Here is a 14,059-nt window from a genome sequence, read left to right as displayed (position 1 = left end):
AGACGGCAGCCTAGAAAGGAACGATTCCGATGACTTCTTCCCAAACCCGAAGTGGGGCGGGATTGGCGTTGCTGCTGCTATGCGCCGCCAATTTCCTCGACGCCATGGACGTCTCCACCATCGGCGTGGCCCTGCCCGCAATCCAGAAAGAGCTGGGCATGCAGGCCACTTCCCTGCAATGGGCCGTCAGCGCCTATGTGCTCGGCTATGGCGGCTTCCTGCTGCTCGGCGGCCGCGTCGCCGATCTGTTCGGCCACCGCCGCGTCTTTCTCTGGTCGCTTGCCGTCTTTGCCGCCGCCAGCATTGCCGGCGGCTTCGTCGATAGCGCCCCGACGCTCATCGCCGCTCGCCTGATCAAAGGCATCGCTGCCGCCTTCACGGCGCCGGCAGCACTTGCCCTCCTTCTCTCCGTCTTCGGAGAGGGCAACGCCCGCGCCAAGGCACTCGGTGTCTTCTCTTCCACGGGGGCTGCCGGCTTCGTGCTGGGCATGGTGCTGGGTGGAGCAGCGACCCTCATCAGCTGGCGTGCGACCCTCGTCATGGGCGCTCCCGTCGCCATCCTCACGCTGATCGTCGCCCCGCTCGTCCTGCCTGCCGATCACAAGCGAAGCGGCCAAAGCACTCGTTTCGACTGGGCCGGCGCCTTGACGATCACCCCCGGCCTGCTCCTCTTCGTCTTCGGCGTCACCAACGCCGCCGCCGATGGCTGGCAGGCTTTCGCAACCTGGGGTTCGCTCCTTGCCGCGCTCATCCTGATCGTGCTGTTCCTGATCGTGGAATCGCGCCATCACGATCCAATGGTGCCGCTTGCCATGTTCCGCCGCGCCAGACTTAGCCATGCCAATGCCATCGCTGCATTGTTTCAGGGCGCCTATGTCGGCTTCCAGTTCATCGCGACGCTCTATTACCAGACCGTCGTCGGCTGGTCGGCCTTCGCAACCGGCTTCGCCTTCGCCATCGGCGGCACCTGCGTGATGTTTCTAGCACCGCGTTTCGCCACGATAGGCCAGAACCGGGGCACCACCCTGCTGATGACCTTCGGCGTGGGGTTGCAGGCCATCAGCTACCTCTTCTGGGTTATATCTGCCGGACATATCGATACGATGGTGCTTGTCGCCATCTCGCAGATCCTGCTCGGCGTCGGCTATGCCATGACCTACCCGTCGATCCAGGTTGCGGCCCTCTCCGAAGTCAGCGATGACGAATCCGGCCTGGCGTCCGGCATGCTCTTCGCCTCCTTCCAGATCGGCGGCGGTATCGTTCTGGCGGCAGCTTCAGCGGTATTCAGCGCCGCACCGAGCTTCGGCTGGAACCCTTACATCGCCGGCATCGGTTTCGTGACGATCCTTGCCGCCGCCATCACCCTGCTTGCCGCTGTCGGACCGCGCTCATCCACCGCAAGAGCCACGAATTATCAGGCTGCGGAATAGCTCGAAGCAAGAAGACCCGCCCGATAGGCGGGTCACTCCTTCTCCGCACGGGTAGCCTCGGCTGCACGGCGCAGAAGAAGATCGCGTTCCCTCTGATTTTCAGCAAGCGCGGCAGCCGCTTCAAAGGCTCGCCGCGCTTCTTCGTATCGACCTAGTTTATGGAGAAGATCGCCGCGAACGCTTGGCAGAAGATGATAGCCCTTCAGCGCAGGCTCATCATGCAGACGCTCGATGATTGCAAGCGCCGCCTCCGGACCGTCGGCCATGCCGACCGCGACTGCACGATTGAGTTCGACGACCGGAGACGGAATGAGATCGGCAAGCTCCGCATAGAGATCGGCGATCCGCCGCCAGTCGGTTTCCGCAGCCGTATTTGCCCGCGCATGGCAGGCAATGATCGCGGCCTGAAGAGCATAGACCCCGCCGGCACCACCGAGCTGCTGTACCCGTTTCAGCGCGTGCAGACCGCGCTGGATCTGCAGGCGGTCCCAACGGGCACGATTTTGTTCAAGCAGAAGGATCGGATTGCCGTCGGCATCCGTCCGCGCCGCGGTACGGGAAGCGTTGAGCTCCATCAGGGCCAGTAGCGCATGCGCCTCCGGCTCCATTGGTGCGACGGATGTCAACACGCGACCCAACCGCAGTGCTTCCTGGCACAATTGCAATCGAAGCCAATTTTCGCCCCGCGCGGCCGTATAGCCCTCGTTGAAGATCAGGTAGACCACCTCCAGCACCGAGGCCAGCCGTTGCGACAGCTCCTCACCGTGCGGCGTCTCATAAGTCAGCCCCGATTCAGACAATGTCTTCTTGGCGCGGACAATGCGCTGCGCGATCGTCGCATCCGACACCAGAAATGCCCTGGCGATCTCTTCCGTCGTAAGACCACAGATCATTCGCAAGGCCAGCGCCACGCGCGCCTCGCGCGAAATCAGCGGATGGCAGGCCGTGAAGATCAGGCGCAGCATCTCGTCGCCGATATCGTCATCGAGAGGGGTGTCGAGATCAGGCATGGTCTGCTCATCCTCCTCCATCTCTCGAACGATCAACTCGTGCTTCTGATCAAGCATCCGGCGGCGGCGCATATGGTCGAGCGCCCGGCGTTTGGCTGTGGTCATCAGCCACGCGCCGGGGCGCTCGGGGATGCCCGTTTCCGGCCATCGCTCCAAAGCCACAATCAATGCTTCCTGAGTAAGATCCTCGGCCAACGGCACATCGCGCAGCAATCGCGCCAGACCGGTGATCAGCCGCGGCTGCTCGATCCGCCAGACGGCAAGGATCGCCCGATGAGTGCCGGCGACCGTCACGGCCGCCTGCCCCGATGACAGATCGAAAGCATCATGCCCTTGCTTCGGCGAGCGGGTCGCATACACCCTCGGCATTGGGTTCGAAGTACGGGCGCACCTCGCATGTGCCTTCCCAGCCGGGCATGAGATCCTTGTGCAGCTGCATGAATTCGACCGCCAGGGCCACGGCCTCTTCCTTGCTCTGCAGCTCGAAGATCGCATAGCCGCCGACAACCTCCTTGGCCTCGACGAACGGGCCGTCGACAACGCTCAGCTTGCGATCCTTGATTGTGACGCGCGCGCCGGTCGCAAGCGGCATCAGCCCCGCAGTATCGATCATACGGCCAGCCTTGATTTCACGATCGGCAAGCTTGTGGATGGCTTCCATCAGCGCCGGCGACGGCTGCAGGAAATCGGTAGAGGTGACGATAGACATGAAACGCATGGGAAAATTCCTCCGGGAGCGAGGCGCCGGCACCATTGCCGCTCAACAAGCCCGCTCATATTGACGACGAAGCAGCTCTCTGGAAATCGACAGCCCTTCCGAAAAAATCTACCTCGCCGCCGAGACATCGATAAATCGTACCTTCAGCCCCTGCGTGTCATCAAGATCTGCGGCGCATGAAGCGGCTTTGGATATGGCCGAAAGCCCGCTTCAGACGATCCCGCAACCGGCCCCATCGCTTTGTTGACTTCGCATAGCCATTGCAAGATGGTGAGGCGAAATTGCACTTGCAGACTTCCGAAAGCTGGCATCTCTACGGGGCGCAGCCTCCGGCAAACTCTGCAGACAACCCGGCAGGAGCTTGTTTTCATGTTCGACCATATTTCGATCGGCGTCAAAGACCTCGCGCGGGCGCAGAAGTTTTACGACGCAGCGCTATTGCCGCTCGGCCATGAACGCCTGAGCAACTTCGACGGCACGATCGGGTATGGCACGGAGCGTCCACAATTCTGGGTCAGCGAAGTCGAACATCCCGTGCCTGCCGATCGCAGCTCCGGCCTGCACTTCTGCTTCGTCGCCCCGAGCAGGGAAGCCGTCGACGCCTTCTATGCCGCCGGCATCGCCAATGGCGGCGAAGACAATGGCAAGCCGGGCATCAGGCCGGATTATAGCCAGTTCTACTATGCGGCATTCGTCATCGATCCCGATGGCTACCGGCTGGAGGCCTACTTCAAAACCGGCGAGTAACCGCGATCCACGTGCTATCGAGCTCTGGCTCAATCGGCAGTCGGGGCTCGAAGGCCGGGGGATCAAACCGTTAATTTCACCGGATGCCTGATCTCTCCGGCGCGTGTCGGGCCGTTGCCGGACAGTGTGTGCTCCATCACGGTACAGAAGCCCGGCGGCCGCGTATTCCGGCTTTTTTTATCGAGAGGGCTTGGTGCCGCCCATCTCTCGCACATCGGCCTGATGTTGGCTTCTTTCGCCCACGACGTCTATGTTCGATTATATCATTCAGGTAAATGTCAGGAATGGTCGCCAAGCTTATGAGCTTTAGCGCTCAAAGCTACGCCCTGCGATAAGGGTCCTGCGGCTCCGCCGATAGCAAACGCCTCGGAGAAAATGTTTGAACGACCACAAAGCTTCACCTGGCTGGCGCCTCGCCAGGCCAGCCGTCGGCAGTGTCACATTATGCCTCATAGCCACCCTTTATGTGCTTCTCGTGACAAACCGGATGTTCTGGAGCAAGTCCTACGGTTATTTCACGGCTGAGCCTGCCGCCTACTTCGCCTTTGCAGCCGGCATCTCCGTCGGCATCATGGCGCTCTTCACCTTCTTCTCCGCCAAATACATGACGAAACCAGTCCTGATCTTCTTCGTCCTAGTGGCATCAGTATCGTCCTGGTTCAACGATCAATTCGGCGTCATCATCGACAAGGAAATGATTCGCAACGCTGCGGTTTCGACAGGGGCTGAAGCCGGGCACCTGATCACGGCGCGCTTTGCGACATATGTCGCGCTGACCGGCATTCTGCCCTCTCTGCTGATCGTCTGGGTGCGTGTCATCCACCGCCCCATCCTCAAGAAGCTCACCCACAACACCGTGATCATTCTTGCCTGCTCGGCGATCTTCGTCGCTGCCGGAACCGGTTTCTATAAGACCTATGCCGGTATCGGACGCGCCCATCGCGACCTCATGGACACCCTTAACCCCGTGATGCCGGTCGCCAATGCGGTACGTTATGTCATCGATTCGACCAGGGATGCCAATGTTGTCGCAGCTCCATTGGGCACGGACGCCCGCAGAGTGGGCATTGTCGACAACGGCAAGCCGCGCGTCACGATCATCGTGGCCGGCGAAACCGCACGCGCCCAGAATTTTTCGCTTGGCGGCTACGACAAGCCGACAAACCCGGAACTGGCAAAGCGCGATGTCGTCTATTTCCCGAACACCAGCAGTTGCGGCACGGCAACGGCGACCTCGATCCCCTGCCTGTTCTCCGTCTACACGCGCGAGCAATACAGCCATCGCAAGGGGCTGGAGACGGAAAACCTGCTCGACGTGCTGACCCATGCGAAGGTCGATGTCACTTGGCTGGACAACGACACCGGCAGCTACGATGTGGCAGACCGCATTCCATACACCTATTTGCCGCCTTCGAATGATCCGCGTTTCTGCAAGGATGGCGAATGCAGGGACGAGATCCTCGTCGACAAGGTCGACGGCTGGCTGGACAAGGTAAAGGGCGACAGCGTTCTCGTTCTGCATCAGCTGGGCAGTCACGGCCCTGCCTACTACCAGCGCTATCCGGAGGAGTTCCGCCGCTTCCGCCCCGATTGCCGCTCCAATGATTTCAGCTCCTGTTCAAGGGAGGAAATCACCAATGCCTATGACAATACGATCCTATACACGGATCACATCGTATCGATGATCATCGACAAGCTGAAGCAGCGCTCGAATTCGGTCTCCGGCGCCGTGCTGTACTTCTCGGATCACGGCGAGTCGCTCGGCGAAAACGGCATCTATCTGCACGGCGCACCCTATATCATCGCTCCGGTACAGCAGACGCAGGTGCCGATGCTGGTCTGGATGGCCGACGATCTGGCGAAGGTGGCAGGCTATGATATGGCCTGCATGTTGAAGCGCGCCGCGCAAGGCGCACATTCGCACGATAATATATTCCACAGCGTCCTGGGGATGATGGACATATCGACGAAAGTCTATGATCCGGCCCTGGACCTGTTCGCCGCCTGCCGCACGCCATCGAACAAGCTGGCGCTGAACTGAGGAAAGACCTGTGACAATCGGCGGCCGCAGTTCCGCGGCCGCCGGTTTCACAAGTTCGCTCAAAGCCGCTTGGGCTCGCGGATCGTACGCTCGTTTTCGACATTGCCGGTATTGAGTGTCGTATTGCGCTCGAACAGCACGACTTCACACGTCGGTTCGGCGACCGGGCAATGTTCCACCCCATGCGGAACGATGATGTATTCGCCCGGACCAAGGACGACATCGCCGCCGTTTTCCTCGCGCAGCTTCATGCGCAGCGTGCCTTTGACGACGAGGAACAGCTCGTCCTCTTCCTCATGATGGTGCCAGTGGAATGCCCCTTCCAGCTTGGCGAGCTTGATCTGAAAATCATTGATATCGCCACCGACACGCGGACTCCATGTCTCATCGAAGGCTGCAAAGGCTTTGGTAAGATTGACCTTTTTCAGTGCGACCATGTGTTTCCTCCCTTGATCCAATTGCGCTGACGTCGAAGCTAATATTGGCGCGAGTGTTGCCGATCGCAACGCCGACACTGCCGAATACCGCCGGTTACTATCGGCATATCGAATTCTTCGAAGGTTTCAGCCGAAACTTTCCGGGTAGTGGATGGCCGGGAGCGACACTACATGCTGTCTCAACATTATCATTTCGACACATGACAGGAAAAATCATGACGACAAAAAATGTCGAATTCGGACTCGATACCTTCGGCGACGTCACCTTCGATGAAAACGGCGCGCCGCTTCCGCATGCCCAGGTTCTTCGCAATGTCGTCGAGGAAGGCGTCCTGGCCGACCAGCTCGGAATAGACTTCTTCGGCATCGGCGAGCATCACCGCGAAGATTTCGCGGTCTCCTCGCCGGAGACGATCCTGGCCGCCGTCGCCAGCCGCACATCGAAGATCCATCTGGGATCGGCGGTGACGGTGCTGAGCTCGGATGACCCGATCCGCGTCTTCCAGCGCTTCTCGAGCCTCAACGCCATCTCGAACGGTCGAGCCGAGGTCATTCTCGGCCGCGGCTCGTTTACCGAATCCTTCCCGCTGTTCGGCTTCGAGCTGTCGCAGTACGAGCAGCTCTTCGAGGAAAAGCTCGATCTGTTCGCGGCCCTGCTCAAGAACGAGCCGGTGAACTGGCAGGGCAGCATCCGCCCGCCGCTGCGCAACCAGAAAGTCTTCCCGACCATCGAAAGCGGTCAGCTGAAGACCTGGATCGGCGTCGGCGGCAGTCCGGAATCGGTAGTGCGCGCCGCTCATTACGATCTCCCGCTGATGCTGGCGATCATCGGCGGCAGCCCTTATCGCTTCCAGCCCTATGTCGACCTCTATCACCGCGCCTATGAACAGATGGGCAAACCGGTGCAGCCGGTCGGCATCCATTCGCCGGGCTATATCGCCGAGACGGACGAACAGGCGCGTGAGGAGCTATGGCCCTGCTTCAAGGCCATGCGCGACCGCATCGGCCGCGAGCGCGGCTGGCCGCCCATGACCCGCGCGGAATTCGACAACGAGATCGAAAAGGGCTCGCTCTATGTCGGCTCGCCGGAAACCGTCGCTGCGAAACTCGCGCCGGTCATCAAGACGCTCGGCATCGATCGCTTCCAGCTGAAGTACAGCGCCGGTGGGCTCGGTCACGAGAAGATGATGCGGTGTATCGAACTCTACGGCCAGAAGGTGATCCCGGCCGTGCGCGCTGCGCTGGCAGCATAGTCCGGGGCGCATACTTCGCCCTACAGCGCAGCGCGTCCTATGTGACGCGAAAGGTCGCTGTAGTGCTTTAAATCTGCTGCATAATTTTATCCTTAAATCGATTAGGATTTAAGGAACTGTGCAGTAGCCTTTCATGATCACTCGGCTCAACGGGCGCTTCGCGACACAGCGAGGCGCCCGTTGTTATTTCTGCTGTCATTCTACTGAAGAAAATGCTACCGATAATAGAATTGGTAGCAATCACTACGAAGAATTAACCGATGCCGGAAAAGGCGCACAAGCCTCACACTTTCGACGCCCGCGTTTTCGGAATAATCGAAACGCTGGCGCCCGCAGAACAGCGTATCGCACGCTTCTTCGTTGACCAGAAGCAGGCCGCCCTGCTGAATTCGGCCGCCCAGATCGCACAGCTCGCCGGCACCAGCGATGCAACGGTCGTCCGCACTGCCCGCGCCCTCGGTTTCGAAAGCCTGTCGACATTACGGGCCGCCTTACTTGCGGAACTGACGGGAACGCCCTCACCCGGCGCGCGGTTGGAACGCACGCTGGCAGAGACGGGCAGCCAGGCCAGTAATGCGCTTCGCCATGTCATCGACATGCATGAACAGGCATTGGGGGTCATGCGACAAGATGCGTTTGCCGCTAGCTTCGAGCGCTGCGTCGATAGTCTGGCGGGTGCCACTCGGCGCCATGTCTTCGGCATCGGGCCATCGGGCGCCATGGCCGACTATGCCAGCCTGCAGTTCAATCGCATCGGCCTGCCGACGAACGCGCTCTCCAGCTCGGGCGTCGCACTCGCCGACCGCCTTCTCTGGATCGGTACCGGCGATGTCGTGCTGATGATCGCCTATGCGCCGCCCTATCGCGAAGTGGAGGTGCTGCTCGAACATGCCGGTCGCCACGACGTGCCCGTTATCCTGATCAGCGACGACCTCGGCCTGCTGGTTGCTGACAGGGTGGCCGAAGTCCTGCCCGTTCCGCGCGGCAATGCCGGCCACCTTGCGATGCATGGCGGCACCATGGTGCTGATCGAGGCGTTGATCGTGGCGCTCGCCGCAAAGGCCCGGGATACCGCCATCAATAGCCTCGACCAGCTCAGCCAACTGCGAGGCGCTATCGACAAGTCATGGAGCAAGCGCGGCACGAGGAAACGCAAATGAACGGCAAGCCAGATCGCCGGGCGGGAGCGTCGTTTTTGCAAGTTCATCCGGAACATCAAGAAAATTTCCCGCTAAATAGCATGACAATTCAAAGCCCTAACCGTCATTCGGGAATCAACTCATGAACAGCCTCACACCCATTCTATCAACGGTGACGGCATCCTTTCTCGGCTCGTTCGTCGAGGTCGTCGAAGCCTTCACCATCGTTCTCGCCGTCGGCGTCACCCGCAGCTGGCGTCCGGCACTGACAGGCGCAGTACTTGCGCTTGCGGTACTGGCGGCGCTCGTCCTCATCTTCGGGCCGCTGCTTGCACTGATCCCGATCGAAATATTGCAGTTCGTCGTCGGCGTGCTGTTGATCCTTTTCGGCATGCGCTGGCTGCGCAAGGCCATCCTTCGCTCGCTCGGCGTCATCGCCCTGCATGACGAGGAGACAGCCTTCTCCAAGGAGACGGCAGCATTGCGGGCGCAGTCCACTGATCGCCGTGCCGATTATCTCGCCGGACTCGCCGCCTTCAAAGCGGTACTACTGGAAGGCGTCGAAGTGGTCTTCATCGTCATCGCCGTCGGCGGCGCGCACGGCCTGACGCTCTATGCCGGCCTCGGCGCGCTTGCCGCCTTCGTGCTCGTGATGTTGATCGGGCTTCTGGTTCATCGCCCGCTTGCCACCGTGCCGGAAAATACCCTCAAATTCGTCGTCGGCCTGATGCTGTCAAGCTTCGGCATTTTCTGGACCGGCGAAGGCATCGGTGCGCATTGGCCGGGAGAGGATCTCGCCTTGATTGCCATATTCGCGATCGTCTCCCTCACCTCCTACGCGATCATCCGCAGCATGCGCGGCTGCTCTACAGCAAAGGCAGCCCAATGACCGTCCTGCGTATCGTCCTGTCCGAGCTGATCGGCATGTTCATCGATGACGGCAGCCTTGCCACGCTCTGCCTCATCCTCATCCTCGTCATTGCCGGCGCAGTGGAGTTTCTCGCCATGCCGCCGCTTGCCGGTGGGCTGCTGCTGCTTGCCGGCTGCCTCGCCATCCTGCTCTACAGCGTCCGCCGCGCCGTGAAGCGCTGAGATTCACAACCGCCTGCAAGGCTTTGGTTTTGCAGGCGGTTGTCATGCCGCCTGTCCATTAGCTTTAACTCTCGACACAACCCTTCGCAGATGCGAAGAATTTCGCACGCCAAGCGCAAAGGAGAACCGGCATGAGCAGCGCCTATCCCGAAGTCTACCTGGTGCGACACGGGCAGACGGAATGGAGCCTTTCCGGCCGACATACCGGCCGCACGGATATCCCATTGACCGCCGCCGGCGAAGAAGCCGCCCGCAAGGTGGTCGGTCGCCTGCCCGCCATCGATTTCGCCGCCGTCTGGTCAAGCCCGTCCCAGCGTGCGCAAAATACCTGCGCGCTCGCCGGCTTCGGAGACCGGCGCATCGTCAAGGACGATCTGGCGGAATGGGATTACGGCGCCTATGAGGGCATCACCACCAAGGCAATCCTTGCGGAGCGCCCGGGCTGGCAAGTCTTTCGCGACGGCTGCCCGAATGGCGAGACAGCGGCCGATGTCGGTGCACGCGCCGACAGGATCATCAGCGAGCTTCGTGCCATTAACGGCCCCGTGCTGATCTTCTCGAGCGCCCATTTCCTGCGCGTCTTCGCCGCTCGCTGGGTCGGCCTGCCGCCGGAAGGTGGTGCGCATCTGGTGCTCGACACCACAAGCATCAGCGTGCTTGGCTATGAGCATGATCTGACCGAGCCGGTCATCCGCCGATGGAACGAAATCTGACAGCTTCGCATCACCATTAATAAATCGAGCGGCCCAAGGCCGCTCGATGCTTTTCAAGAACTCGATCTTCAGCCACTTACCAGGCCGTGAGACCCAGCAGCTTCTCGCCGAGCGGCGTCAGCTTCGCCGTGGTCGCATTGTGCTTTTCCCATTCACGCGGATCGCCGGGAAAAGCATCGCGCTTCGGGGAGTCCAGTTCCCGCCAAAGGCGGATACGTTCCTCGCGTTCAGCGACATTGTCGTATTCTGCCGGATGCATGGAGATGTATTGCGCCATGCGAACGCGGTTGTCAGAATGGTTCGGGCGGACGCCATGTGCGAGCAGCGAATTGAAGATCATCAGATCGCCCGGTTCCATGTCGATGTTGACGACGGACAGGCCCGTCATGTCGGGATGCATCGGATCGCGATCCTCGGGCTGCGTCTTTTCCCATCGATCGAAATGCTCGAAGAGTTCAGGTACGCACTGGAAGCCGCCGACGTCGCCGTCCTGCTTCTTCAGGCTCAAGACGGCCTGGACACCGATGGGCATCGGACGGATCGAGGTGTCGACATCCCAGTGGATGAAGCCGTTCGGATTGCCCTTCACCTTCTTCGGCGGATTGAGATTGGCGCGATCGATGGTGACCCAGAGATCCTCGCGATCCCAGATGTCGACGAAGACATCGTAGATGCGCTTTTCCATGCGGTTGTCCCAGAGATACTGGTGATTGTAGATCTCCAGCATGCCGGTATTGTTGAGCTCTTTCATCTTGTGCTCGCGCCGCTGCGGCGCATACCAGGTCGAAGGGTCGCTCGGATCCTTCTCGTCAAAACGCCAAAGAAGCTCGACAAGCCGTTCGACATTCGCCTGCGGCACAGCCTGGCGAACAATCACATAGCCCTTGGTGATCCAATGTTGCCAGTCGTCCTTCGACAACACCCTGAGCGGCAATGTCTTCTGGATATCCTTCAGTTGCGTCGTGACTGCGGAAGCGGTCGGGTGAGCATCTCTTTTCAAGGCTGGCTGCATCTGTTTCCTCCATCTGGCTACCCCTTTGATTTCGGGTGACGCAAATGTTGTAGCCGCATTCGCTACCATCATGTTGCCCGGCCATGGCCAATTCTGATACTATTCTGGCCTTCGTTATCCTATGGACGCGCTATGAGGCCCTATCTCGAAGTCCTGTCTCGCCCACCTGAGGCATCGTGGAGCATGCTGAACCGCAGGCTGGACGATTGCATTCCTTTCCAATGGCATCATCATCCGGAATTCGAACTGACCCTGACGCTGAACTCGATCGGCCAGCGCTTCATCGGCGATCACAGCGGCGAATATGAAGACGGCGATCTCGTGCTGGTCGGCCCCAACCTGCCGCACAGCTGGGCCTCACGGGCCAAGATCGAGGAGAAGAAACCGCACATCGCGCTCGTGCTCTGGTTCCATCGCGATTGGCTGTTGCAGATGACGGGCGGAGCCGTAGAATTTCGACCCGTCGAGGCAATGCTGCGGCGTGGCGACAACGGCCTTCACTTTTCGAATGATGTCGCCGCAGCCGTGCGGCCAGCCTTCGAGACGATCTTCGAAAAGCCGCCGGTCGAACGCCTTCTGTCACTGCTCGGTATTCTCGTCACAGTGGCGGAGGACCGGCAGGCAATGCCGCTCGCTAGCACGCCCGCTCAAGCGCCGGACGCCAGGGAAAGCCGCGAACGCATCGACCGCGTGCTGACGCATATGCATCTTCACTATGCCCATGCGATCAGCCTTGGCGAGCTGGCGGATATCGCCGCGCTCAGCGTCTCCGGCCTGCATCGCATGTTTCGGCGCCACACTGGCGTGGCCATTTCCGACTATCTGATGCGCATGCGCATCGGCGACGCATGCGCCCGCCTCTCATCCACGGAGCAGGCCATTCATCACATCAGCGATGCCGTCGGCTACGCCTCGCTTGCCAACTTCAACCGGCAATTCAAGGCGCTGAAAGGCATGACGCCGCGCGAATACAGGGCTATGTTCGTCAGCCGCTGACGGATGAAGTCGCCAGCGCATTTGCGATTCTCGCCGCCGCCGCGTCCGCCCCCTCGGCGCCCATTCGGGCGATGCCGAACAGCAGGCCAGGCCGCGCCGGCCCCAGATGCAGCGACGACATCGCCCGCAGCGCGAAGCCGTGAGCATTGACGCTACGCATCGCCGCAAGGTCATCGACGGCTTCATCCCGGAACCAGCTTGCCAGCTGCAGCCCTCCCGTCCCGGCGCCGACGCAAAGCCACGCGCCACAATGGCTGTTGAGAGCGGCAACGGAAGCTGCCATGCGCTCGGCATAAACACCATTCATGCGGCGCAGATGGGCGCGAAAACGCCCCTCGCGGATAAAGTCAGCAAGCGCCGCCTGAATATGAACCGGCACGATCGCGCCTCTCAGCCGCTGCGCCGCCTCGACGGACGCCACCAGCCTTGAAGGCACCACGGCGTAGGCGACGCGCAGCCCGGGCGCGAGGGTTTTGGAAAACGTGCCGAGATAGGCGACGACCTCTCCGCGGTCGATCCCTTGCAACGCGGCAATCGGGCGAGACTCATATTGAAATTCGCTGTCGTAGTCGTCCTCGATCACGATCGCACCCCTGGTGCGCGCAAATTCGAGCAATGCAAGGCGACGGGAAAGGCTCATCGTTGCGCCGGTCGGATACTGGTGCGACGGCGTGACGTAGATAAGCCGAGGCGGCGGCCCAACCGCACGTCCGATGTCGATCCCCTCGGCATCGCAAGGGACAGGCACCATCGTCGCGCCTGCCATCCGGAGCAATGCGTGCGCCGTGGCATAGCCCGGATCCTCGATCCAGGCGACGCCGTCATTCGGATGGTCTGCCCAAAGCAGAATGCTGGTCAGCAGATTGATCGCCGCACCCGTTGTCGGAACGATCACCACCTGTTCGGGCCTTGCAATCACGCCGCGCGTCGTTGCGATGTGGTCGAGGATCGCTTCCCGCAGCTCGCGGATGCCGCCATGCGCGCCGTAGCCGAGATCGTGCACCCGCAGCGAACGGCCGCGCGCGCCGAGATAGCGTGCCCAGGCGGCATGGGGAAACGCCTCGACATCGGGAACGCCGGGTTCGAACAATCCCCCGGTGGCGAACTCCGTGGCCTGAGGCAGCTTGGACCTGAGCGTCACGGACTGCCCCAGCAACGGTGACGGGAACGCCGCGACCCGGGTCGCCGCCCCTGTCGTCGACTGCAGATAGCCTTCCGCTTTCAAGCGGTCATAGGCGCTGACGACAGTCGAACGCGCGACACTGAGAGCAATCGCCAACGCCCGCGTTGAAGGCAGGCGCTGTCCCGCCGCCATTTGGCCATGCAGGATACGATCGCGCACCACGCGATAGACTTGCCCCTCAAGATCGCCGGCGGCACGGTCGATATCGGCCCATTGCACCACGGATACCATGAGGCCTCAACTGGTCTGCTCAAAATTGAAAAACTGGCTGTTTATATCATACCTCTT

General features: G+C 60.8%; 14 protein-coding genes. 9 read left to right on the top strand and 5 right to left on the bottom strand.

All coding sequences use genetic code 11. From position 1 onward, the window contains the following. The first annotated feature begins 29 nt into the window (after nucleotides 1-29). Nucleotides 30-1,430 carry an MFS transporter gene (locus GGD46_RS07005; RefSeq protein WP_184703000.1) on the top strand — a complete coding sequence of 467 codons (1,401 nt, stop codon included), beginning with the start codon at nucleotides 30-32 and terminating at the stop codon, nucleotides 1,428-1,430. Between the two features lie 32 nt (nucleotides 1,431-1,462). On the opposite strand, the gene GGD46_RS07000 is transcribed toward GGD46_RS07005, so the two are convergent. Together GGD46_RS07000 and GGD46_RS06995 are read right to left on the bottom strand one after the other, a co-directional pair. Next, nucleotides 1,463-2,734, bottom strand: coding sequence for an RNA polymerase sigma factor (locus GGD46_RS07000; protein ID WP_184703236.1), 1,272 nt, complete (start codon nucleotides 2,732-2,734; stop codon nucleotides 1,463-1,465). Nucleotides 2,735-2,765: 31 nt separating this feature from the next. After that, entirely contained in the window at nucleotides 2,766-3,158 is a 393-nt protein-coding gene (locus GGD46_RS06995; RefSeq protein ID WP_184702999.1) for a YciI family protein, read from the bottom strand. A 369-nt stretch (nucleotides 3,159-3,527) separates the two neighbouring features. Between GGD46_RS06995 and GGD46_RS06990 the strand changes: the two genes are divergently transcribed. Further along, nucleotides 3,528-3,905 carry a VOC family protein gene (locus GGD46_RS06990; protein ID WP_184702998.1) on the top strand — a complete coding sequence of 126 codons (378 nt, stop codon included), beginning with the start codon at nucleotides 3,528-3,530 and terminating at the stop codon, nucleotides 3,903-3,905. Between the two features lie 379 nt (nucleotides 3,906-4,284). Next, a complete protein-coding gene (locus GGD46_RS06985) occupies nucleotides 4,285-5,946 on the top strand; it encodes a phosphoethanolamine transferase (protein ID WP_184702997.1) in 1,662 nt (553 codons plus the stop codon). Nucleotides 5,947-6,005: 59 nt separating this feature from the next. Here the strand turns inward: GGD46_RS06985 and GGD46_RS06980 are convergent, their stop codons facing one another. Further along, nucleotides 6,006-6,383, bottom strand: a complete 378-nt coding sequence (locus GGD46_RS06980; RefSeq protein WP_184702996.1) for a cupin domain-containing protein — start codon at nucleotides 6,381-6,383, stop codon at nucleotides 6,006-6,008. A 215-nt stretch (nucleotides 6,384-6,598) separates the two neighbouring features. On the opposite strand from GGD46_RS06980, the gene GGD46_RS06975 reads away from it, so the two are divergent. From GGD46_RS06975 to GGD46_RS06955, 5 genes are all read left to right on the top strand, one after another. Further along, on the top strand, nucleotides 6,599-7,636 hold the full coding sequence (locus tag GGD46_RS06975) for an LLM class flavin-dependent oxidoreductase (protein ID WP_184702995.1): 1,038 nt from the start codon (nucleotides 6,599-6,601) through the stop codon (nucleotides 7,634-7,636). A 260-nt stretch (nucleotides 7,637-7,896) separates the two neighbouring features. Next, on the top strand, nucleotides 7,897-8,796 hold the full coding sequence (locus GGD46_RS06970; protein WP_184702994.1) for a MurR/RpiR family transcriptional regulator: 900 nt from the start codon (nucleotides 7,897-7,899) through the stop codon (nucleotides 8,794-8,796). Nucleotides 8,797-8,917: 121 nt separating this feature from the next. Continuing rightward, nucleotides 8,918-9,664 carry a COG4280 domain-containing protein gene (locus GGD46_RS06965; RefSeq protein WP_184702993.1) on the top strand — a complete coding sequence of 249 codons (747 nt, stop codon included), beginning with the start codon at nucleotides 8,918-8,920 and terminating at the stop codon, nucleotides 9,662-9,664. Beyond that, complete coding sequence (locus tag GGD46_RS06960; protein WP_184702992.1) at nucleotides 9,661-9,867, top strand: hypothetical protein; 207 nt, start codon at nucleotides 9,661-9,663, stop codon at nucleotides 9,865-9,867. The genes GGD46_RS06965 and GGD46_RS06960 overlap by 4 nt, the downstream gene beginning before the upstream one ends. 131 nt (nucleotides 9,868-9,998) lie before the next feature. Further along, nucleotides 9,999-10,580, top strand: coding sequence for a histidine phosphatase family protein (locus GGD46_RS06955; protein WP_184702991.1), 582 nt, complete (start codon nucleotides 9,999-10,001; stop codon nucleotides 10,578-10,580). A 76-nt stretch (nucleotides 10,581-10,656) separates the two neighbouring features. On the opposite strand, the gene GGD46_RS06950 is transcribed toward GGD46_RS06955, so the two are convergent. Beyond that, entirely contained in the window at nucleotides 10,657-11,592 is a 936-nt protein-coding gene (locus GGD46_RS06950) for a phytanoyl-CoA dioxygenase family protein (RefSeq protein ID WP_184702990.1), read from the bottom strand. Between the two features lie 132 nt (nucleotides 11,593-11,724). On the opposite strand from GGD46_RS06950, the gene GGD46_RS06945 reads away from it, so the two are divergent. Next, nucleotides 11,725-12,588, top strand: a complete 864-nt coding sequence (locus GGD46_RS06945) for a helix-turn-helix domain-containing protein (protein ID WP_184702989.1) — start codon at nucleotides 11,725-11,727, stop codon at nucleotides 12,586-12,588. Here the strand turns inward: GGD46_RS06945 and GGD46_RS06940 are convergent. Continuing rightward, complete coding sequence (locus GGD46_RS06940) at nucleotides 12,578-14,002, bottom strand: PLP-dependent aminotransferase family protein (protein WP_184702988.1); 1,425 nt, start codon at nucleotides 14,000-14,002, stop codon at nucleotides 12,578-12,580. The genes GGD46_RS06945 and GGD46_RS06940 overlap by 11 nt on opposite strands. Between the last annotated feature and the right edge of the window lie 57 nt (nucleotides 14,003-14,059).

The organism is Martinezella lusitana, from assembly GCF_014207095.1.
GTDB lineage: Bacteria > Pseudomonadota > Alphaproteobacteria > Rhizobiales > Rhizobiaceae > Rhizobium > Rhizobium lusitanum_B.
This window is presented reverse-complemented; position numbering and strand designations above follow the sequence as displayed.

Excerpts from the sequence above, each read along its gene's own strand:
- GGD46_RS07005 (WP_184703000.1), top strand. The coding sequence starts at position 30 with ATGACTTCTTCCCAAACCCGAAGTGGGGCGGGATTGGCGTTGCTGCTG.
- GGD46_RS06995 (WP_184702999.1), bottom strand. The coding sequence starts at position 3,158 with ATGCGTTTCATGTCTATCGTCACCTCTACCGATTTCCTGCAGCCGTCG.
- GGD46_RS06990 (WP_184702998.1), top strand. The coding sequence starts at position 3,528 with ATGTTCGACCATATTTCGATCGGCGTCAAAGACCTCGCGCGGGCGCAG.
- GGD46_RS06980 (WP_184702996.1), bottom strand. The coding sequence starts at position 6,383 with ATGGTCGCACTGAAAAAGGTCAATCTTACCAAAGCCTTTGCAGCCTTC.
- GGD46_RS06975 (WP_184702995.1), top strand. The coding sequence starts at position 6,599 with ATGACGACAAAAAATGTCGAATTCGGACTCGATACCTTCGGCGACGTC.
- GGD46_RS06970 (WP_184702994.1), top strand. The coding sequence starts at position 7,897 with ATGCCGGAAAAGGCGCACAAGCCTCACACTTTCGACGCCCGCGTTTTC.
- GGD46_RS06965 (WP_184702993.1), top strand. The coding sequence starts at position 8,918 with ATGAACAGCCTCACACCCATTCTATCAACGGTGACGGCATCCTTTCTC.
- GGD46_RS06960 (WP_184702992.1), top strand. The coding sequence starts at position 9,661 with ATGACCGTCCTGCGTATCGTCCTGTCCGAGCTGATCGGCATGTTCATC.
- GGD46_RS06955 (WP_184702991.1), top strand. The coding sequence starts at position 9,999 with ATGAGCAGCGCCTATCCCGAAGTCTACCTGGTGCGACACGGGCAGACG.
- GGD46_RS06950 (WP_184702990.1), bottom strand. The coding sequence starts at position 11,592 with ATGCAGCCAGCCTTGAAAAGAGATGCTCACCCGACCGCTTCCGCAGTC.
- GGD46_RS06945 (WP_184702989.1), top strand. The coding sequence starts at position 11,725 with ATGAGGCCCTATCTCGAAGTCCTGTCTCGCCCACCTGAGGCATCGTGG.
- GGD46_RS06940 (WP_184702988.1), bottom strand. The coding sequence starts at position 14,002 with ATGGTATCCGTGGTGCAATGGGCCGATATCGACCGTGCCGCCGGCGAT.